Annotated in this window: 5 protein-coding genes; all 5 read left to right on the top strand. The window is 66.3% G+C overall.

Translation table 11 applies throughout. The annotated features are described in order from the left end of the window. Positions 1–25 precede the first annotated feature (25 nt). The 5 genes from E8A74_RS45840 (at position 26) to E8A74_RS45825 (ending at position 22,947) form a co-directional block, all read left to right on the top strand. The gene (locus tag E8A74_RS45840; protein WP_170229880.1) at positions 26–17,431 is read left to right on the top strand and encodes a non-ribosomal peptide synthetase; all 17,406 of its coding nucleotides are present in this window, start codon (positions 26–28) and stop codon (positions 17,429–17,431) included. Next, positions 17,419–19,050: a cyclic peptide export ABC transporter gene (locus tag E8A74_RS45835; RefSeq protein ID WP_136935495.1), complete on the top strand. Its 1,632-nt coding sequence runs from the start codon at positions 17,419–17,421 to the stop codon at positions 19,048–19,050. Before E8A74_RS45840 ends, E8A74_RS45835 begins: the two co-directional genes overlap by 13 nt. Beyond that, positions 19,047–20,672, top strand: coding sequence for a cyclic peptide export ABC transporter (locus E8A74_RS45830; RefSeq protein WP_136935494.1), 1,626 nt, complete (start codon positions 19,047–19,049; stop codon positions 20,670–20,672). Before E8A74_RS45835 ends, E8A74_RS45830 begins: the two co-directional genes overlap by 4 nt. Continuing rightward, positions 20,669–21,394, top strand: coding sequence for a DUF6875 domain-containing protein (locus E8A74_RS53470; protein ID WP_170229879.1), 726 nt, complete (start codon positions 20,669–20,671; stop codon positions 21,392–21,394). The genes E8A74_RS45830 and E8A74_RS53470 overlap by 4 nt, the downstream gene beginning before the upstream one ends. 143 nt (positions 21,395–21,537) lie before the next feature. After that, positions 21,538–22,947, top strand: a complete 1,410-nt coding sequence (locus E8A74_RS45825; RefSeq protein ID WP_170229878.1) for a substrate-binding domain-containing protein — start codon at positions 21,538–21,540, stop codon at positions 22,945–22,947. Positions 22,948–22,984 lie beyond the last annotated feature (37 nt).

Raw genomic sequence — 22,984 nt, 5'->3', positions numbered from 1 at the left:
GACTCAATCACGACATACGATGAGCATGCACGACGAGAGCGTAGACATTCGGAGCCAGGACGCAGGCCGCCGCGGCGACCTCGGGGCGCGCTGGAACGAGGGGCACGTCGATCCGGCGCGCCCGATGGGGCGCCTGCCCTTGCTCACCTCCGACGAGCTGCGCCTGCTGGCGGCGTGGAACGACACGGAGGTGGCGTATCCCGCGTGCAAGTGCATTCATGTTCTGTTCGCGGAGCAGGCGGCGCGGACGCCCGACGCGGTGGCCTTGGTGTTCGCCGAGGAGGAGCTGACCTATCGGGAGCTCGACGAGCGCTCGAATCAGTTGGCGCACCACCTGCGCGTGCTGGGCGTGGGCCCGGAGGTGCGTGTCGGGCTGTGCGTCGAGCGTTCGTTGGAGATGGTGGTGGGGCTGCTCGGCATTTTGAAGGCGGGCGGCGCGTACGTGCCGCTCGACCCCGGCTATCCGCGGGACCGGCTCGCCTTTATGCTGGCGGACGCGCGTCCGGCGGTGCTGCTGACGCAGGAGCGCCTGGAGGGCAGGCTTCCCGCGCATGAGGTTGTCACGGTCTACCTCGATGCGGGCGCGGCCCCTTGGCAGGCGCAACCGCTCACGTCCCCCGACGTGCAGGTAGGTCCGGACCATGCAATGTACGTGATTTACACGTCGGGCTCGACGGGTCGGCCGAAGGGAGTGCTCAACACGCATCGCGGGGTGGACAACCGCCTGCGATGGATGCAGCGCGCTTACGGGCTGAAGGCGAGCGACGCGGTGTTGCAGAAGACGCCGCTGTCATTCGACGTGTCGGGCTGGGAGCTGTGGTGGCCTCTCTTGGAGGGCGCCCGGATGGTGATCGCGGCGCCCGAGGGTCACAAGGATCCGCGTTATCTCGCTGCGCTGATGGGGGAGCGCGGGGTCACGGTGACGCATTTCGTGCCGTCGATGTTCGGGGTGTTCCTTGCGGCGACGGAGCCCCGGGAGCGCGCATCGCTGCGATTGGTGTTCGCGAGCGGCGAGGCGCTGCCGGCGCACCTGCGTGCGTCCTGGTATGCGGGGAGCAAAGGCGAGCTTCACAATCTGTATGGTCCGACCGAGGCGGCCATTGATGTGACGAGCCACGCGTGCAGGCCGGAGGAGGAGGGGCCGGTGCCGATCGGGCGTCCGATCGACAACACGCGTACCTACGTGCTCGATGACGAATTGCGCGCGGTGCCCGTGGGCGTCGCGGGGGAGCTTTACCTGTCGGGGGTGCAGCTCGCGCGAGGCTATCTGAATCGCCCCGAGCTGACGGCGGAGCGATTCGTACCTGACCCGTTCTCGCCCGAGGCAGGGGCGCGGATGTATCGCACGGGCGACCTTGCGCGCTGGAGGGAGGACGGCGCGCTGGAGTTCCTGGGCCGCATCGACCACCAGGTGAAGGTCCGCGGATTCCGGATCGAACTCGGTGAAATCGAGGCTGCGCTCGTGACGCACGCGTCGGTGCGCGATTGCGTGGTGGTGGCCCGGGACGAAGCGTCGGGCGACAAGCGGTTGGTAGCGTACGTGGTGGCTGCCGAGGAGACGTGGGCGCCAGTAGCATTGCGGGAGCACCTGGGGACGACGCTGCCGGAGTACATGGTCCCGTCTGCATTCGTGCGGCTGACGGAGCTGCCGCTGAATCCAAGCGGCAAAGTGGATCGCAAGGCGCTGCCGGCACCCGAGACGACGCGCGACGCGGCGGAGACATCGTACGTGGCGCCGCGGACCGAGACGGAGCGCGCGCTCGTGGCCATCTGGGAAGAGTTGCTCCAGGTGCGGCCGATCGGCGTCAGAGACTCATTTTTCCAGCTCGGCGGCCATTCGCTTCTTGTCTTTCGCCTCGTGTCGGCCGTCGAGGCGCGGCTCGGGGGCGCGCTGGGCGTAGCGACGGTATTCCGCCATCCGACGATCGAAGCGCTTTCGACACTCTGGGACACCAGGGCGGAGCGACCGGCGCTTGCGCCGCAAATCCGCCTCTCGCCGCGCGCGGAGGGTGAGCCTCCTCATGAGGGCCTGTCGGGCACGGAGCGGCGCATCTGGTTTTTAGAGAAATTGTCGCCCGAGGCGAGATCGTACCAGATCCCGCATGTATTCGAGGTGGCGTCCGCGTTCTCGGCGTCGGCGCTCCACGAGAGTGTCCGCGTGCTGGCATTGCGCCACGAAATCCTTCGCACGACGTATCCGGATGTGGACGGCACGCCGAGGCGGCGGGTGTCGGACGATGTGGCCATTCCGATCCGCGTGGAAGACGTCTCGTTCCTGCCCGAAGCGGAGCGAGATTCCGCGCTGCAGGCGTTGCTCGCCGCAGAGGTCGCGACCTATTTCGACCTGGAGTGTGGCCCGCTGACGCGGGTCCTGGCCGTGCAGACCGCCGCGGACCGGCATGTCGTCGTCGTGCACCAGCATCACATCATCACGGATGAGTGGTCCTGGGGGCTCTTGCTCGCGGAGCTCTCGTCCCTGTACGAGGCATCGCGCCGCGGGGGGACGGCCGCGCTACCTCCCCTTGTCTCCCATTACTCGGATTACGCACGCGCAGAGCGGTCGGCGCTCGCCGGCGACGGGCTCGCGGCGTCGCGGGCATACTGGAAGGACGCCCTCTCCGGCGTACCGAGGCTCGACCTGTCGATTGTTTCTCCTCCCTCGGGCGTAGGCTCGGGGCCGGAAGGGTGCGTCTCGCTCCATTTATCGCCGGAGACGAGCCGCCGGATGCAGGCGCTCTCGCGCGAGAGCGGCGCGACCCCCTTCATGGCCTGGTATGGGGCTCTTGCGGCTGTGCTGGCTCGGTACAGCCGGCAGACGGATTTCGGCCTCGGTGCGGTCCTCGCGAATCGCCAGGTCGCTGGGACCGAGGCGATGCTCGGGTTTTTCACGAATACGGTCGTGCTGCGGACCGACCTCTCGGGAGACCCTACGTTTGCCGAACTGCTCTCGCGTGCGCGGCGGACCTCGCTCGACGCGTACGAGCACCAGGCGCTGCCGTTCGACGTCGTGGTGCAGGATCAGGGGCTCTCACGGCAGGCCGGCGAGAATCCGCTGTTCGACGTCACCTTCTTCGAGGTGACGCCTCCGACCGCCGGAGATGCGGCCGGCTGGTCACCGCTGCTCGGTGCGGTGCCGGAAGGCGTGACGACGGCGAAGAATGCGCTCGCGGTGACCGTACGCCACGGCGCCGAGGGGGCCGTTGTGGAGGTCCTGTACGACACGAGGCGTGTTTCGCGCACGGCAGCGGAGCGATTGTGCGGCCATTTGCGGGCGCTCGCGACGGATGCTGCGGCGCACCCGGACAAACATTTGTCGGATCTTAACCTCTTGACCGAAGAGGAAACGGAGAAGCTCGCTGCGTGGAACGACACGCCCAAGGTGGACCCGGCCGCCCGGTGCATTCACGAGCTCATTGCGGAGCAGGCGGCGAAGGCGCCGGGGGCGGTGGCGCTCGAACAGGACGGCCGACAGCTCAGCTATGGTGAATTCGAGGCGCAGGCCAATCGGCTGGCGCACTACCTTCGCTCCCTCGGCGTCGGGCCCGAGGTGCGCGTGGCGCTGTGCGTGGAGCGGTCGTTCGACATGGTGGTGGGTCTCGTCGGGATCCTGAAGGCCGGCGGCGCGTTCGTGCCTCTGGATCCAGCGTATCCGGCGGAGAGGCTCTCGCTCCTGCTGTCCGAAGCGCAGGCGCCGGTGCTGCTGACGCACGCGCACATCGAGGACCGGTTCACGGCATCCGGCGTGACGGTGGTGCGGCTCGACGTGGACGCGGGGCAATGGGCGTCGCAGCCAGCCACGCTGCCCGAGAGCGGCGTCCGGCCCGAGCACGCGAATTACGTGGTGTTCACTTCCGGCTCCACGGGCAAACCCAAGCCTGTGGTCAACGAGCACCGGGGGCTTGCGGCGCGTGTGGCATTCCAGCGCGAGCATTTCGTGATCCACCCGAGCGATCGCGTGCTGCAGAGCGCAGCGGTGGCGTTCGACGGGGCCATCATCGATTGGATGATATCGCTGTGCAACGGAGCCGCGTGCGTGTTGCCGAGCAATGCTCACGGCGCGATCGACGGCATAGCGGAGTGCTTGGAGAATCGTGGAATCACGGTATCATTCATTCCGCCGGCGATGCTGCGGGTGTTGAACTGCCGCGCGCCCGCTCTGCGCCATATCACCTTGGCGGGCGACACGACGTCGCCCACGCTCGTGGCGCAGTGGGCGAAGGGCCGTAGGATGCTGAACTCCTATGGCCCTACCGAGTTCAGCATCTTCGGGGCGCAAGCGTATTTCGATGCAGAGCGTCCGGAGAATTTTTCGATCGGTCGACCGGTTCACGGGGTGCAGATTCACGTGCTCGATGGCGCGAAGCGGCCGGTGCCCGTCGGAATGGCCGGGGAGATCCACCTCGCGGGGGTGGGCCTCGCGCGTGGGTATCTGAATCGTCCCGGCATGACGGCGGAGCGGTTTGTCCCGGAGCCATTTTCGAAGGAACCAGGGGCCCGGATGTATTGTACCGGGGACCTCGCGCGCTGGAACGAGGACGGGGAGCTTGAGTTCTTGGGTCGCGCCGACCATCAGGTGAAGATTCGAGGGTTCCGGGTCGAGACCGGCGAAGTCGAGGCGGCGCTCTCGTCGCACGCCGCGGTGGGGTCGTGTGTCGTCGTGGCGCGTGAAGATACGCCGGGGGACAAGCGCCTCGTCGTTTACGTGGTGGGGAAGGACGGCGCGCCGGAGGCGGGTGCGCTGCGCGAGCATCTGCGGAGCAGGCTGCCCGAGTACATGATTCCGTCGGCTTTCGTCTTCCTCGACGCGCTGCCGCTCTCGCCGAACGGCAAGGTGGACCGCAAAGCGCTGCCTGCGCCGGAAGACACGCGGCAGGTCGCGGAGGCCGCCTACACCGCGCCGCGCACGGCGGCGGAGCGAGCGCTCGCGGAGATCTGGTCGGAGGTGCTGCGCGCCGCGTCCGTGGGAATCCACGACAATTTTTTCGCGCTCGGAGGCGATTCGATCCTCGCGATCCAGGTAGTGGGGCGAGCCAAGCGTGCCGGCTTGCACTTGACGGTGCGCGACATGTTCATGCACCAGACGGTCGCGGAGCTTTCGCAGGCCGCGCGCAGTTCCAGCGCAGCCCTGGTGGAGCAGGGCGCGGTGACCGGCAGGGTCTCGCTGACGCCGAGCCAGCATTGGTTCCTGCGCAAGGACCCCGAAGAGATACACCATTTCAATCAGGCAATGACGTGGACGCCGTCGTCCACGCTGTCGCCCGAGATCGTGGCGGAGGCATTGCAGGTCGTGTTGAGGCAACACGACGCGTTGCGATTGCGGTATCACCGCGCGGAGTCGGGGTGGGTGCAACGCCACGCGGAGGAAGTGGCGCTGCCGCTCGAGCGGGTGGACCTCTCGGCGGTGCCGTCCTCGGCACGCAAAGCTGCCGTGCAGAACGTGGCCGACGCTTTGCAAGGGGGGCTGTCGCTGTTCACGGGCCCGGTCGCCCGCGCGACGTGGCTGGATCTCGGCGAGGAAGGGACGCGACTTCTGCTCGTCGTGCACCACCTCGTCGTGGACGGCGTGTCGTGGCGCATTCTGCACGAAGATCTGGAGCGCGCCTGCGAGGACCGGCTGGCCGGACAAACGCCGCAGCTCGCCGCGAAGACGACGTCGTTCCGGCAGTGGTCGGAGCGGCTGCATGCATTCATTGCAGGCGGTGGTTTGTCGGAGGAGCTTGGCTACTGGCAGGCGCAATGCGCGCGCGGCGTGACGCCGCTTTCGCTCGATCGCGACGTGGCGCCGGGCACGGTCGGCGAGAGCCGCACGGTGGACGTGGAGCTCTCGGTGGAGGAGACCCGTGCGCTCTTGCAGGACGTGAGCTCGGCCTACCGCACCGAGATCAATGACGTCCTGCTTTCGGCGCTCGCGTCCGCGCTGAGCGCATTTTGCCATACGGATACGGTTTGCATCGACCTGGAGGGGCACGGGCGCGAAGCGCTGGTCGAGGACGTGGACGTGTCCCGCACCGTTGGATGGTTCACGGCCCTGTTCCCGGTCTGGCTGACGGTGCCGGGGAACGAGGATCCTGCGGCGCTCCTGAAGGGGATCAAGGAGCAGCTCCGGTCGGTGCCGAGCCGAGGCGTGGGGTATGGCTGGCTTCGGTATGCGCACCCGGACGCGGCGGTGCGCGCCTCGCTGTCGGTCGATTCGTCCGTGGTGTTCAATTACCTCGGGCAGCTCGATATGGCGGCGCAGGGCCGAGGGTTGCTTGGGCCGGCGGACGAGCCGGCGGGGAGGGCCACGAGCCCACGGATGAGGCTGTGGCATACGCTGGCGGTGAACGGCGGGGTTTGGCAGGGACGCCTGCGGTTCGAATGGACCTACAGCCCCGTGGTCCACGACGCGTCCACGGTGGAGCAGCTCGCGGCGCGGTTCGTCGCCTCCCTCCGCCGGCTCATCGCACATTGCACGTCGAGCGAAGCGTTTGGATACACGCCTTCGGACTTTCCGCTCGCGCGGCTCGGGCAAGGAGTGTTGGATCGCCTCGTCGGGGGCATGCGCGACGTGGAGAGCGTCTATCCGCTCTCGCCGCTCCAGGCGGGGCTCCTGTTCCACGCCCTGAATGAGCCGGAGTCGCCGACCTACACGGTCCAGCTCGCGCTCGAGCTGGGCGGCGAGGTGAACGCCGCAGCCCTGGAAGGCGCGTGGAGGACCGTGATCGCACGGTACGCGGTCTACCGGACGTCGTTCGTATGGCAGGGGGTTCCGGAGCCGCTGCAGGTCGTGCATCGCCACGTCTCTTTCTCAATGCCGACGTACGACTGGTCCTCGCTGGACGCGGCCGAAGCCGAGGCGCGGTGGGAAACTCTGCAGCGCGAGGAACGCGCGGCCGGATTCGATTTCACGCACGCTCCCCTGTCGCGGGTCGTGCTCGTACGCATGCCCGGAGGCAGGACGTGGATGCTGAACAGCACGCATCACATCCTGTCTGACGGCTGGTCGATGCCGGTTGTGCTCGGTGAACTGCAGGCCGCTTATGCCGCGCTTCGGGGAGGGAGCAGGCTCGTATTGCCGGCGCCGGCGCCGTACGAACGCTACATCGCATGGCTCGCAACGAAGGACGAACAGGCCTCGGCAGCCTTCTTCGCCACGTACCTGGCCAGCGTCGACGAGCCGACGCGGCTGCCGTTCCTGCCGCCCGCGGCGATGCCCGCCGAGGCGACGCGGGAGCACGCGAATCGTAATGACTCGTTGACGGCTGCCGAGACCACGGAGCTCACGGCATTCGCGCGGCGGCATGGCCTGACCGTGAACACGGTGGTGCAAGGCGCGCTCGCGCAGATCCTCGGCCGCTATACGGGACGACCGGATGTCGTCTTCGGCATGACGACCTCCGGTCGCAGCGCGCCCATCCCCGGCATTGAGCGGATGGTCGGCCTGTTCATCAACACGCTGCCGCTCCGGGCCCGGTGGTCGGGCTCGGAAGGTGTGGTCGAATGGCTGCAGCGGCTACAAGCCGAGCAGGTCGACCTGCGCGCCCACGAGGCCACCCCCCTTTATGAGGTGCAGCGGGCGAGCGCGGTGGGCGGAGGTCGCGCGCTGTTCGATACGCTCCTCGTTTTCGAAAACTATCCGGTGGACGAGGCGGCGCAGCAGGCCGAGGTGCTGCCGATCGTGAACTTCCGGTCTTTCGAGCAGACGAGCTACCCGCTGACCATTGCGGTGGTGGCGAGCAAGACGCTCGACCTGCGCTGGATGTGGAACCCCGCAGCTCTTCGCGGGGAAGACGTCGAGCGGATCTGGGGGCACCTGCGCACCCTGCTGCTCGACATGGCCACACGCCCAGACAAACCATTGTCTGAGCTTGCCACGCTCACCGAGGCAGAGCACAGGCAGCTCGCTGCCTGGAACGACACGGAGGTGGCGTATCCCGCGTGCAAGTGCATTCATGTTCTGTTCGCGGAGCAGGCGGCGCGGACGCCCGACGCGGTGGCCTTGGTATTCGCCGAGCAGGAGCTGACCTACCGGGAGCTCGACGAGCGCTCGAATCAGTTGGCGCACCACCTGCGCGTGCTGGGCGTGGGCCCGGAGGTGCGTGTAGGGCTGTGCGTCGAGCGTTCGTTGGGGATGGTGGTGGGGCTGCTCGGCATTCTGAAGGCGGGCGGCGCGTACGTGCCGCTCGACCCTGGCTATCCGCGGGATCGGCTGGCCTTCATGCTGGCGGACGCGCGTCCGGCGGTGCTGCTGACGCAGGAGCGCCTGGAGGGCAGTCTTCCCGCGCATGAGGTTGTCACGGTCTACCTCGATGCGGGCGCGGCCCCTTGGCAGGCGCAACCGCTCACGTCCCCCGACGTGCAGGTAGGTCCGGACCATGCAATGTACGTGATTTACACGTCGGGCTCGACGGGTCGGCCGAAGGGAGTGCTCAACACGCATCGCGGGGTGGACAACCGCCTGCGATGGATGCAGCGCGCTTACGGGCTGAAGGCGAGCGACGCGGTGTTGCAGAAGACGCCGCTGTCATTCGACGTGTCGGGCTGGGAGCTGTGGTGGCCTCTCTTGGAGGGCGCCCGGATGGTGATCGCGGCGCCCGAGGGTCACAAGGATCCGCGTTATCTCGCTGCGCTGATGGGGGAGCGCGGGGTCACGGTGACGCATTTCGTGCCGTCGATGTTCGGGGTGTTCCTTGCGGCGACGGAGCCCCGGGAGCGCGCATCGCTGCGATTGGTGTTCGCGAGCGGCGAGGCGCTGCCGGCGCACCTGCGTGCGTCCTGGTATGCGGGGAGCAAAGGCGAGCTTCACAATCTGTATGGTCCGACCGAGGCGGCCATTGATGTGACGAGCCACGCGTGCAGGCCGGAGGAGGAGGGGCCGGTGCCGATCGGGCGTCCGATCGACAACACGCGTACCTACGTGCTCGATGACGAATTGCGCGCGGTGCCCGTGGGCGTCGCGGGGGAGCTTTACCTGTCGGGGGTGCAGCTCGCGCGAGGCTATCTGAATCGCCCCGAGCTGACGGCGGAGCGATTCGTACCTGACCCGTTCTCGCCCGAGGCAGGGGCGCGGATGTATCGCACGGGCGACCTTGCGCGCTGGAGGGAGGACGGCGCGCTGGAGTTCCTGGGCCGCATCGACCACCAGGTGAAGGTCCGCGGATTCCGGATCGAACTCGGTGAAATCGAGGCTGCGCTCGTGACGCACGCGTCGGTGCGCGATTGCGTGGTGGTGGCCCGGGACGAAGCGTCGGGCGACAAGCGGTTGGTAGCGTACGTGGTGGCTGCCGAGGAGACGTGGGCGCCAGTAGCATTGCGGGAGCACCTGGGGACGACGCTGCCGGAGTACATGGTCCCGTCTGCATTCGTGCGGCTGACGGAGCTGCCGCTGAATCCAAGCGGCAAAGTGGATCGCAAGGCGCTGCCGGCACCCGAGGCGACGCGCGACGCGGCGGAGACATCGTACGTGGCGCCGCGGACCGACACAGAACGCGCGCTCGTGGCCATCTGGGAAGAGTTGCTCGAAGTGCGGCCCATCGGCGTCCACGACGACTTCTTCCAGCTCGGCGGCCATTCGCTTTTGGCGGTGCGTCTCGTGTCCGCGGTGAAAGCGCGGCTCGGGCTCGGGCTGACCGTGGCGACGCTGCTTCAGCAATCGACGGTGGCGGCCCTGGCGGCGTCGCTGGATGGAATGGCGAAGCGGCCGGCGCCCGTGGCAGGCGTTTCGCCCGCTCCGCGCGGCGCGGCCGATTCAGCGTATGCCGACCTCTCGGGGACCGAGCGGCGGATGTGGTTCGCCGACAAATTCTTGCCCGAGGCGCTGTCGTACCAGGTCCCGCAGATGTTCGTCATTCGAGGTGCGCTCTCGGAGCCGGCATTGCGCCAGAGCGTGGTGTTGCTCGCGGAGCGGCAGGAGATCCTGCGCACGACGTATCCCGAGGTGGACGGCGTGCCGAGGCGGGTGGTGGCGCAGAGGGTATCGATTCCGGTGCGCGTGGAGGACGTCTCGGCGCTGCCCGAAGCTGCGCGGGAAGCCGCCCTGCGCGCGCTCCTGGAGGCCGAGATCGGGATGCGTTTCGATCTCGGAGCGGGACCGCTGACACGGGTGCTCGTAGTGAGCGTGTCGTCCGCGCAGCATGTCGTGCTGGTCCTGCAGCACCACATCATCACAGACGAATGGTCGAGCGGCGTGCTGCTCTCCGAGCTCTCGCGCCTGTACGAGGCGTGCTGCCGCGGCGATGCGGCGAGTTTGCCGGCGCTCTCGTACCAATTCGCCGATTATGCTCGGGGGGAGCAGGATGCGCTAACGGGTGGTGGATTCGGGGCTTCGCGTTCGTACTGGAAGAACAAACTTGCGGGTGTGCCGCGGCTCCAGTTGCCGATTCTTCGGCCCGCCTCCGAGGGCGGCCCCGGCCCCGAAGCGAGCGTGAAGGTCCGCATTCCAGCGGATGCGAGCAGCGCGCTGCAAGCGTTGGCGCGTGACCACGGCTGTACGCCGTTCATGGCGTGGTACGCGGTTCTGACGGCGGTGCTGTCGCGCTACAGCGGCCAGAAGGACTTCGGGCTGGGCGCGGTGATCGCGAACCGCGAGGCACCGGGCGCATCTCACCTCCTCGGCTTCTTCACAAACACGGTCGTGCTGCGGACCGACCTTTCGGGGAACCCGACGTTTGCCGAGCTGCTGTCTCGCGCGCGACGGACGTCGCTGGACGCGTACGAGCACCAGGCGTTGCCGTTCGACATCGTCGTGCAGGATCAGGGGCTCTCGCGGCATGCCGGGGAGAACCCGCTGTATGACGTGGCCTTTTTCGAGGTGACGCCTCCGACCACCGGAGATGCGGCCGGGTGGTCACCCTTCCTTGGTGCGGTGCACGAGGGTATGGCGACGGCGAAGGACGCGCTTGCCGTCTCCGTGCAGCACTCGGTCGAAGGGACCGTCTTGGAGGTCCTGTACGACATGAGGCGCGTCTCGCGCACGGCAGCGGAGCGGTTGTGCAGCCATTTGCGGACGGTCATGACGGATGCCGCCGTGCATCCGGACAACCGTTTGTCGGATCTGGACCTCTTGACCGAAGAGGAAACGGAGAAGCTCGCCGCGTGGAACGACACGCCCAAGGTGGACCCCGCTGCCCGGTGCATTCACGAGCTCATTGCGGAGCAGGCGGCGAAGGTGCCTGGGGCGGTGGCGCTCGAACAGGACGGCCGGCAGCTCAGCTATGGGGAATTCGATGCGCAGGCCAATCGGCTGGCGCACCACCTTCGTTCCCTCGGCGTCGGGCCCGAGGTGCGCGTGGCGCTGTGCGTGGAGCGGTCGTTCGACATGGTGGTGGGCTTGGTCGGGATCCTGAAGGCCGGCGGCGCGTTCGTGCCGCTGGATCCCGCATATCCGCCGGAGAGGCTCTCGCTCCTGCTTTCCGAAGCGCAGGCGCCGGTGCTGCTTACGCACGAAAATCTTGAGGGCCGATTCACGGCGTCCGGCGTGACGGTGGTGCGGCTCGACGCGGACGCGACGCAATGGGTGTCGCAGCAGGCCACGCCGCCCGAGAGCGGCGTTCGGCCCGAGCATGCGAATTACGTGGTGTTCACCTCTGGCTCCACGGGCAAACCCAAACCTGTAGTCAACGAGCACCGGGGGCTTGCGGCGCGTGTGGCATTCCAGCGCGAGCATTTCGTGATCCATCCGAATGATCGCGTGCTGCAGAGCGCAGCGGTGGCGTTCGACGGGGCGATCATCGACTGGATGATATCGCTGTGCAACGGTGCCGCGTGCGTGTTGCCGAGCAATGCCCACGGCGCGGTCGAGGGCATTGCGGAGTGCCTGGAGAACCGTGGGATCACGGTGTCGTTCATTCCGCCGGCGATGCTGCGGGTGTTGAACTGCCGCGCGCCCGCTCTGCGCCATATCACCTTGGCGGGCGACACGACGTCGCCCGGACTCGTGGCGCAGTGGGCGAAGGGTCGGAGGGTGCTGAACTCCTATGGCCCTACCGAGTTCAGCATCTTCGGGGCGCAAGCGTATTTTGATGCAGAACGTCCGGATAATTTTTCAATCGGTCGACCGGTTCACGGGGTGCAGATTCACGTGCTCGATGGGGCGAAGCGGTCCGTGCCGATCGGAATGGCCGGGGAGATCCACCTCGCGGGGGTGGGCCTCGCGCGTGGTTATCTGAATCGCCCCGGCATGACGGCGGAGCGGTTTGTCCCGGATCCCTTCTCGAAGGAGCCTGGCGCCCGGATGTATTGCACCGGGGACCTCGCGCGATGGAACGAGGACGGGGAGCTTGAGTTCTTGGGTCGCGCCGATCACCAGGTGAAGATTCGAGGGTTCCGCGTAGAGGTCGGCGAAATCGAAGCTGCGCTCTCCTCGCACACCGCGGTAGGATCGTGCGTCGTCGTGGCGCGTGAAGACGCGCCGGGAGACAAGCGGCTGGTCGCCTACGTGGTGGGGAGGGACGGCGCGCCAACGGCGGATGCTCTGCGTGAGCACCTGCGAAGCAGGCTGCCCGAGTACATGATTCCATCGGCATTCGTCTTCCTCGACGCGCTGCCGCTTTCGCCGAACGGCAAGGTGGACCGCAAAGCGCTGCCATCGCCCGAGGCGACGCGCGGCGAGGCGGAGCCCTCCTACGTGGCGCCGCGGACCGAGACGGAGCGCGCGCTCGTGGCCCTATGGGAAGAGCTGCTCGAAGTGCGGCCCATCGGCGCGCATGACGATTTCTTCCTACTCGGCGGCCACTCGCTTTTGGCGGTGCGCCTCGTGTCCGCGGTGAAAGCGCGGCTCGGGCTCGGGCTGACCGTGGCGACCCTGTTTCAGCAATCGACGTTGACGGCCCTGGCGGCGTCGCTGGACGAAATGGCGAAGCGCTCGGCGCCCGTGGCGACCCTCTCCCCCGCCCCGCGCGGCGCGGCCGATCCTGCGTACGCCGGCCTCTCGGGGACCGAGCGGCGCATGTGGTTCCTCGACAAACTATCGCCCGAGGCGCTGTCGTACCAGGTCCCGCAGATGTTCGTCATTCGAGGTGCGCTCTCGGAGCCGTCGTTGCGCGAGAGCGTTGTGTTGCTCGCGGAGCGGCAGGAGATCTTGCGCACGACGTATCCCGAGGTGGACGGCGTGCCGAGGCGGGTGGTGGCGCAAAGGGTATCGATTCCGGTGCGCGTGGAGGACGTCTCGGCGCTGCCCGAAGCTGCGCGGGAAGCCGCCCTGCGCGCTCTCCTGGAAACCGAGATCGGGGTGCGTTTCGATCTTGGAGCGGGACCGCTGATGCGGGTGGTCGTGGTGAGCGTGTCGTCCACGCAGCATGTCGTACTCGTCCTGCAGCACCACATCATCACGGACGAATGGTCGAGCGGCGTGCTGCTCTCCGAGCTCTCGCGCCTGTACGAGGCGTGCTGCCGCGGCGATGCGGGGAGCCTGCCGGCGCTGGCGTACCAATTCGCCGATTACGCCCGGGCGGAGCAGGATGCGCTGACGGGAGGTGGGTTCGGGGCCTCGCGTGCGTACTGGAAGGACAAACTTGCGGGCGTGCCGCGGCTCCAGTTGCCGACTCTTCGGCCCGCCTCGGAGGGCGGCCCCGGCCCCGAAGCGAGCGTGAAGGTCCGCATTCCAGCGGATGCGAGCAGCGCGCTGCATGCGCTGGCGCGTGACCACGGATGTACGGCGTTCATGGCGTGGTATGCGGTCCTGACGGCGGTGCTGTCGCGCTACAGCGGCCAGAAGGACTTCGGGCTGGGCGCGGTGATTGCGAACCGCGAGGTGCCTGGCACGGCCGACCTCCTGGGCTTCTTCACGAACACGGTCGTGCTGCGGACCGACCTCTCGGGGAACCCGACGTTTGGCGAGCTGCTTTCGATGGCGAGGCGCACGTCCGTGGAAGTCCACGAGCATCAGGCATTGCCATTCGACGTGGTGGTGCAGGACCAGGGGTTGTCCAGGCACGGCGATGAAAATCCGCTGTATGACGTGCTCCTCTTCGAAGTGTCGGCGCCGCACACCGGGGTCGCGGCGGGGTGGTCGCCATTTCCCGACGTGGTGTCCCCCGGTGTGACAACCGCGAAAAACGCGCTGGTGTTCGCCGTGGTCCGTGACGCGGAAGGGACCAGCATCCACCTGGCCTATGACACGACACGCGTGGACGATGCCGCGGCGAGGCGGCTGGGCGAGCACCTTGGTGCCTTGCTCCTCGACGCGGTGGCGCACCCTGACAAACCCCTGTCCGAACTCTCCTTCCTGACCGAGGCGGAGCACGGGCAACTCGCTGCCTGGAACGATACGGCGGCCACGTATCCCGAGGGCAAGTGCATCCACGACCTCTTCGAGGAGCAGGCCGCACGAACACCTGACGCGGTGGCATTGGTATTCGCTGAGCGAGAGCTCACCTACCGCGAGCTCGACCAGCGCTCGAATCAGCTGGCCCACTATTTGCGCGCGCTGGGCGTGGGCCCGGAGGTGCTGGTGGGGCTATGCGTCGAGCGTTCGCTGGAGATGGTGGTGGGGCTGCTCGGCATTCTCAAGGCGGGCGGCGCGTACGTGCCGCTCGACCCCGGTTATCCGCGAGAGCGGCTGGCCTACATGCTGACGGACGCGCGGCCCGCGGTGCTGCTCACCCAGGAGCGCTTGCAGGACAGGTTGCCTGCGCACGAGGCCGTGACGGTGCATCTCGATGCGAGCGCGCCGCCTTGGCAGGAGCAACCGCTCACGTCTCCCGGCGCCCAGGTAGGGCCGGACAACGCGGTGTACGTCATCTACACGTCGGGCTCGACGGGGAGGCCCAAAGGCGTCCAGGTTCTGCACGGCGCGCTGACGAACCTGCTGCACGATTTCGCCGAAACGATGGGGGCTGGGCCCCAGGACGCAATGCTGACCGTCACGTCGCTGTCCTTCGATATCGCCGGGCTGGAGCTGTTCATGCCCTTGCTCCGGGGAGCCTCGGTCCACCTCGCGTCGCAGGAAGACGCGAGCCATGGGGAGGCGCTGGTGAGAGCCCTGGAGCGCGCGACGATGATGCAGGCGACGCCTGCGACATGGCGGATGGTCCTCGACGCAGGCTGGGAGGGGGGAAGGCTCCTGCAGGTGCTGTGCGGGGGAGAAGCAATGACGCCAGATCTCGCGGCCAAACTCGCACGCCGGGCATCCACGGTCAGGAATGTCTATGGGCCGACGGAGACGACGATCTGGTCTGCGCAATATCGCGTCGACGCTGAGCAGAGCAATGTCCGGATCGGCCGAGGTATCGCAAACACGCAGCTCCACGTGGTCGATCGAAACCTGATGCAGGTCCCGGTGGGCATTCCTGGGGAGCTGTACATCGCGGGAGCCGGGCTCGCACGCGGCTATCGGGGGCGCCCCGGACTGACAGCGGAGCGCTTCGTCCCCGACCCGTTCTCGAACGTGCCCGGGGCGCGGATGTACCGCACGGGTGATCTCGCCCGATGGGACGCGAATGGAGAGCTGGAGTTCCTCGGGCGCATCGATCACCAGGTGAAGATCCGAGGTTTCCGCATCGAGCTTGGTGAAATTGAGGCGGTGCTGTCGTCCCACCCGGCGGTGCGAGCGTGCGCCGTGGTCGCATGGGAGTACACGCCCGGTGACAAGCGGCTGGTCGCATATGTGGTGGCCGGGGAAGGCGAATGTACCGAGGGCACGCTGCGCGAGCACCTTCAGGCGTCGCTGCCCGCGTACATGGTCCCCTCTGTATTCGTGCGGCTGTCGGCGCTGCCGCTGAATCCCAGCGGCAAGGTGGACCGCAAGGCGCTGCCGGCACCAGAGATGACGCGTAGCGCGGTGGAGACCTCGTACGTGGCGCCGCGGACCGAGACGGAGCGCGCGCTCGCCGAGCTGTGGTCGCAGGTGTTGCAATTCTCGCCCGTCGGGATCCACGATAACTTCTTTACGCTCGGCGGGGACTCGATCCTCGCGATTCAGGTCATAGGTCGCGCCAAACGAGCCGGTCTCCACTTGACCGTGCGCGATCTGTTCACGCACCAGACGGTGGCGCAGCTCGCGCAGGCTGTGCGTAGAGAAAGCGCGGTCCTCGCGGAGCAGGGCGCCGTGGCCGGGACGGTCCCGCTGACGCCGATCCAGCATTGGTTCCTGGATAGAGATCCCGTGGACGCTCATCATTTCAGTCCGGCGATGTCATGGACGCCGCCTCCCGCGCTGTCGCAGGAGATTGCCGCAGAGGCGCTGCGGATCCTCGCGAAGCAGCACGACGCATTGCGGCTCCGTTATCGTCGCACCGACACCGGCTGGGTGCAGGAGCACGAGGCGGCGGCGACCCCGGTACTCGAGCGGGTGGACCTGTCGTCGATAGAGCCCTCGGCCCGTGATGCCGCCGTGAAGAAGGCAGCGGAGGTCCTGCAACGGGGCATGAACCTGTCCAGCGGCCCGATCTTCCGCGCTGCGTGGCTGGATATGGGCGAAGGCGGGACGCGGCTGCTCCTCGCCATGCACCACCTCATCACGGACATCGTGTCATGGCGCATCGTGTGCGAGGACGTGGAGCGCACCTGCGATATGCTGATCGCTGGGCGAATTCCGGATCTCGGACCCAAGACGACATCCCTTCGCCAGTGGTCCGAGCGATTGCATGCGTTTGTCGGGGACGGCGGCCTGTCGAAGCAGCTCGAGTACTGGCAGGTGCAATGCGCCGGCGGCGTGACGTCGAGCGCGCGGAGTCGCGACGGCGTGGCGGGCACATTCGGCGAGAGCCGTACCCTGGAGGTGGAGTTGCCTCAGGCAGAGACCCGTGCGCTCCTTCACGACGTGGGATCGGTTGGTGGAACGGAGATCCACGCGGTCCTGCTATCGGCGCTCGCAGAGGGATTGAGCGCGTCCTCTGGGACGGATACGGTCTGCGTGGCACTGCAGCATCACGGTCGCGAGCCCGTGGTGGAGGACGTCGACGTATCCCGCACCGTGGGGTGGTTCTCGTCGCTGTTCCCGCTCTCGCTGGACGTGCCTCCGGGGGAGGATCCTGCTGAGCTGCTGAATGGCGTGAAGGAACAGCTCCGGTCGGTGCCAGGGCGGGGCGTGGGATATGGATGGCTGCGGTATGCGCACCCGGATGAGGCCGTACGCGCGTCGCTCACCGTACCAATGCCGGTGCTGTTCAATTATGTCGGGCAACATGAGGCAGGCTCGACCTGGGACTTCGCGGGGACGGAGCAGACGAGCACGAGCCCGAACATGGCGTTGTTTCATGAGCTCGCATTGAGTTGCATCGTGATGCACGGGCGCCTGCGGCTCACGTGGGGCTACAGCCCCGCGATGTACGAAACATCGACGGTAGAGAGGATTGCGGAAAGGGTCCTCTCGTCGCTGCGACGCCTCATCGCACACTGCACCTCGCGCGACGCATTCGGGGAGACGCCTTCGAGTTCCTCGACCGCACGCGAGGAGGGGGCCTCCACGCATGTGGAAGCTCGCTCGATTGCGAGGCAGCCATGTACGTCCTAGACCTTCTCCTCGAAGAGGCGAAGGGGCAGCGAGCTTCCCTCCTGGCCGTCGCGACGATGGGGGGGATCGCGAACGCCCTCCTCCTCGTCGGCGCCAATGTCCTCGCCGGGGCCCCGGAGTGGGCGGACATGCGGGCGCTTTTCCTGTTCGGGTTGACGATGGCCACCTACGTGCTCGGTGCTCGAGCAACGTACCACCGGACGACGTCCCTCGTCGAAGCTCTGCTCCACCGCATAAGAACGAGGATCGCCGAGAAGATCGAGCGAACGGAGCTCGAGGGGCTCGAGCGCGTCGGGACCGCAGAGATTTTCGATCGCGTCACGGAGAACATGTCCGTCGTGTCGGAGCAAGGGTGGGTGCTCGGGAGCTTCCTGCAGGCGCTCTTCGTCCTCGTGTTCGGGCTCGTTTACATTGCGTGGATCTCGTTGCCAGCCTTTGCGCTGATCGCGCTCATGTTGGTGTTCGGTTTCTTCATCGTTCAATACAGATTCGACGAGGTCGTCCCTGTGCTGCGCCAGATGGGGCAGCTACGGCTCGAGCTCTTCGATAGGGTCATGGATCTGCTGAAGGGCTTCAAAGAAGCCAAATTCAGCCGCCGACGTGGGCGTGAGATCCACGACGATATCGTGACGATGGCCGAGTCCCTCCGCACCGGCGCCGTGAGGACGGCCGAGGGGCTCAGCGGCGTCTTGGTCATGCCCAACTGCGTCCTGTACATCCTGCTGGGGGCGGTCATTTTCACCCTGCCTAGGTACAGCGGCGTGGATGTTCCGACCATGGCCAGCCTGGTCACGTGCACCGCGTTCGTATGGGGCCCCTTCACCAGCGTGGCCGGCGGGCTCAATGCGGTGTTCCGCTCCAGCGTCGCATTCGAACAGATCCGGGCGCTGGAGGGGAAGCTCGATGAGGCAGTTCAGCGAGCGGCAGTCCAGAAGCCGGAGGATCCGTGGAACGGTCGCATGGGCACACTCTCGACACGCGATATCGTGTACGAGTATCCCTCCGACAACGGAGACAGGTGCTTCCGTGTCGGCCCCCTGAGCCTCGACATCGAGCCGGGCGAGGTCGTCTTTCTCGTCGGTGGGAACGGGAGCGGCAAATCGACGCTGCTCAAGGTGCTCACGGGGCTCTACCCGCGGAGCGGCGGAGAACTGCGCGTCGGCGGCGCCCTCGTCCAGCCGGAGAACGTGGCCGCGTACCGCGAGATGATTTCGGCGATCTATTCGGACTTCCACCTCTTCTCCAAGCTCTATGGCATGCTCGACGCGGAGCCGGAGGCGGTGCGCGCGCTGATCGCGCAGATGGGCCTAAAGGGGAAGACCTCTTTCGAGGAGCAGCAATTTACCCGGCGCACGCTGTCGACCGGCCAGCGCAGGCGTCTGGCCACGATCATGACGCTCCTCGAGGATCGCCCCGTTTACGTATTCGACGAGTGGGCTGCCGATCAGGACCCTGAATTCCGCAGGTACTTCTACGAGGAGCTCGTGCCCGCGTTGAAGGGCCGGGGCAAGACGGTCATCGCCGTCACCCACGATGATCGCTACTTTCATTGCGCGGACCGCGTCATCAAGTTGAGTTACGGGAAGGTCCAGGCGACCACCCGAATGGATGCGCCTTGACGATCGTCGATCTCATCACCCAGGAGGCGGGAGGCGAGCGCCGTCGCATCCTCATGGCGGCGTGCGTGGCGGGCGCCACGAGCATGTTCGTGCTCATCGGGGCGAATGTGGTCGCCAGCGCGCCGGAGCGTTCGGGGCTGCTGGCGGCAAGCCTCTTCGCGCTCGTCGTCGCCGGCCATTACATCAGCGCCAAGTACATGTACTGCCGGACGGCCACGGTCGTGGAGTCGGCGCTGCACCAGATCAAGATCAGGATCGTCGACAAGCTCGAAAAGGCGGACATCCAGGGGGTCGAGCGCATCGGCACCGCGGCGATTTACGACGGGATCACGGAAAACCTGAGCGTCGTGTCCAACTATGGGCCGCTGATAGCAGCATTTTTGCAAGCGGCCCTCATCCTGGCGTTCGCGGTGCTGTACATCGCCTGGATCTCGTTGCCAACCTTCATCGCCATTACACTCCTGCTCGCCATCGGTTATTCGACGTATCGAGACAGGGCCAAGGAACTCGAGCGCTATCTGCAGCGCCTCGGGGACGCTCGTGTCGTGTTCTTCGATCAGCTCACGGACCTGCTGAAGGGTTTCAAGGAGGTCAAGCTCAGCCGTCGGCGCGGCCGCGACATCTGCACCAACATCGAGCGGTCGTCGGAGGTGTTGCAGGGCTTCAACCTGAAGTCGGGCGAGATGAATGGAGACAATGTCATCTTCGCGAGTTGTAACCTCTATGCGCTGCTCGGCGTCATCGTTCTCGTCATCCCACAGCACATTGACGTGGACTCCTCTGTGCTGGTCGGGATCGTCGCGGCCATCCTGTTCCTCTGGGGACCGATGACCGTGCTGATCACGGGGGCGCCGGCATATATTCGCTCGAATGTGGCGCTGGACAGGGCGCGGACGCTGGAGGAAAAGCTCGACAAGGCCATCCTGGAGACACAAATCGCGCTGGACGCCGAGGACGCATGGCGAGGTGGATTCGGCGCCATCGCGGGGCGCGGTATCGAATTCGAATACGTTTCCGAGGACGGCGACGGCGCGTTTCGCATCGGCCCCCTCGACGTCGACATCGCGGAAGGCGAGATCGTGTTCATCGTCGGCGGAAACGGGAGCGGCAAGTCGACGGCCCTCAAGGTGCTCACGGGGCTGTATCCGCCGACGGGCGGTGAGCTTATGGTCGGCGGGATACGCGTCGATTCCAGCAATGTCGCCGCGTATCGGGAGAAGATCTCGGCCATCTACTCGGACTTCCACCTGTTCGCCAAGCTCTATGGGCTGCTCGACGTCGACCCAGCGGCCGTGCATCGGCTGCTCGCGCAGATGGATCTGCAGCAGAAGACGTCGTTCGAGAACAAGGGCTTCACGAACCGCAATCTCTCCACCGGACAGCGCAAGCGCCTGGCCATGATCGTGACGCTCCTCGAGAATCGGCCCATCTGTGTGTTCGACGAATGGGCCGCTGATCAGGACCCCGAGTTCCGCACGTATTTCTATGAAGAGCTTTTGCCGGCGCTGAAGCAGCGAGGGAAGACGGTCATTGCAGTTACCCACGACGACCGATTTTTCCACTGTGCGGATCGTGTGATCACCATGGAGTATGGCCGAATTCGGTCTGTGGAACGCGCATGAACCCGAGAATCGATGAAATGGCCAGTGAGCCTGAATTGCTCAGCGCCAACCAGCTCGTCGAGCAGAGCGTCGATCTGCCTGCACATGCCCGCGCGCAGCTGCTCGAGGTGCTGACCTGGCTCCAGACCTACATCGCCAAGCCGAATCCGCAGCTCGGTCGCAAGGGCCACGTCTGCCCCTTCGTCGGGCCTGCCCTGGCCCGCTTTCGGGCCATTCGCTTTCACGTGTACCAGGGCGAGCTCCACCGCGCCGCCGTGGAGCCGGTGATGCGCGCGCTTGCGGCGCGCTTTCCGACGCTGCCGCCCGCCACCGAGGTCGGCCGCGAGTTCCGCGCCATCCTGACCCTGTTTCCGGACCTGCCCAACGACGGCGGGCCCATGCTGATCGACCCCGTGCACCAGGCGCTGAAGCCCGAGATCACCGCGCAGGGCTTGATGATTGGCCAATTCTACCCCGGCTGCCTCGAGCCCGGCTTGCACAACCCTGACTACCGCCCCCTCGAGGCGCCGCACCCGATGCTGGTGATTCGCTCGATGCAGCTCACCGATCTGATGTTCTTGTTCTCGCGTCCGGAATGCCTGCTCGCCTATGTCCGGAAGTTCGACGTCTCCTCCCGCGACGAGCTCATGGCACGCGTCGCAGCCGCCGATATCCCAAAATTGCCGACGCTTTGGGAGGAGGTCGTGGATGCAGCGTTTCGACCGGATGGATACGTCGATTGATGGAGGATCTCGTGGCCCCGATTCGGAAACACGACGAACATCGCTCGAGAAAAACGACGCTCGGGCTCACCATTCGCGACATTGTCATCTCCTCGGGGCTGCTCGCTCTTTTTGCTGCGTTTTTCGCGCGAGGTGGCAGGTTCGTGATCGACCTTCCAAAGCCATCACGGCTCGCGGACGTGAACGTCACGAACGGCGTCTCGAGCGAGACGTGCGGGCCGGCGCCGCAGGACGGCCACACCATCATTGTCGAGATGCTGTACAGCGGCGACAAGCGGGCGTGGATCGACGAGGCAGCAACTCGGTTTGCGAAAATATGTCCGACGATCCAGATCAAAGCGACTTCGGCGAGCAGTGTCGAGGGAGCCGACGCCATCCTGAAAGGCGAAGTGAAGCCGACGATCTGGTCCCCCGCGGATGATCTCGTCCTCCGCTATTTCGATGCTCGCTGGAGGGAGGATCATGATCGATCGCCATTCGACATCACGAAGCAGGTCTCGCTCGTCCGATCCCCGCTCATGGTCTTGATATGGGAAGACCGGCTCGAGGTCCTCGGAGCGATCTTCGAGAAAAACAAGAATGGTGAAGGGCAGTGGGTGAACTCGTTGTGCCCGGGGGTGCCGAGGGATCCGCAGAATCTCGATGAGATGGCCCTCGAACACAAGGTGCCGGGGACGTGGAGCGATTGGTACGACTCGGTCGTCCCGGCCGCGCTCCCGCAACCACCGGCGCCGGCGGCTCGGCGGGTCGACAAGAGGACCAAGCGCGCCTATATCGCGCCGTTTCCGACGGTCGACGAAATCAAGCGGTGGGGACAGGTGAAAATCACGCACCCATCGCCGACGCGCTCGGCGGAGGGGCTCGAAGCGCTGTACCTGATGGCGTACGAGTACGCATTGCCGCCGAGCGACAGGCCGGCCGCGCTCCAAGAGCGCATCAAGGAGGCGTTCGAGCAACCCGCGAAAGAGGGGGGGATCGTGCGAGGTGATCTCGCCGAGGCGGACTTCGCGCGCTCGTTTCAGGAGCGACGTGAACCTTTCCAGCGCTGGCTCGAGCGATGCGAGGCAGGAGCACCGCCGCCCACAGCGTCGGCGGATGTTTTGACCGATGCCATGTTCAGCCTCGGTGCGAGCCGATATGACGCCGTGGTGACGCAGGAGCATCTCATTTTCGGTGTCTTCCAGCAGATCGACATGCATGCCGACGTCATGACGGAAGTGCGCGTCGTGTATCCGCAGCCGACGATCGTGAACGAGCATCCTGTCGTCATCTTCGACGACGGCCAGATCACCGCCGAGCAACGCACGGCTGCCGAGAAGTGGATCGGCTTCCTTCGCAGCATGGAGATGCAGAAGCTGGCCGTCAAACGGGGGTTCCGACCGGTGAACACCGAATTGAAGCTCCGGAACATCGAGGACACCGAGAATCCATTTCTCAAATTTCGACGTTATGGCGTGGAGCTCGACACGACGTTCGTAGAGGCACCGCGCCTGGACGGTAAGTTTGTAGCAGAACTCACGCGCGCTTGGCGGGACGCGACGGGGAGACACTGATACCTGCTCATTTTCTCGACCTGCAACCGGAGAGGAA

This window comes from Polyangium fumosum, assembly GCF_005144585.1.
Lineage (GTDB): Bacteria > Myxococcota_A > Polyangia > Polyangiales > Polyangiaceae > Polyangium > Polyangium fumosum.
The sequence above is the reverse complement of the archived record's forward strand: the minus strand, read 5'-3'. Positions and strand labels throughout refer to the sequence as shown.

Coding starts and splice junctions, on each gene's coding strand:
- E8A74_RS45840 (WP_170229880.1), top strand. CDS start 26: ATGCACGACGAGAGCGTAGACATTCGGAGCCAGGACGCAGGCCGCCGC.
- E8A74_RS45835 (WP_136935495.1), top strand. CDS start 17,419: ATGTACGTCCTAGACCTTCTCCTCGAAGAGGCGAAGGGGCAGCGAGCT.
- E8A74_RS53470 (WP_170229879.1), top strand. CDS start 20,669: ATGAACCCGAGAATCGATGAAATGGCCAGTGAGCCTGAATTGCTCAGC.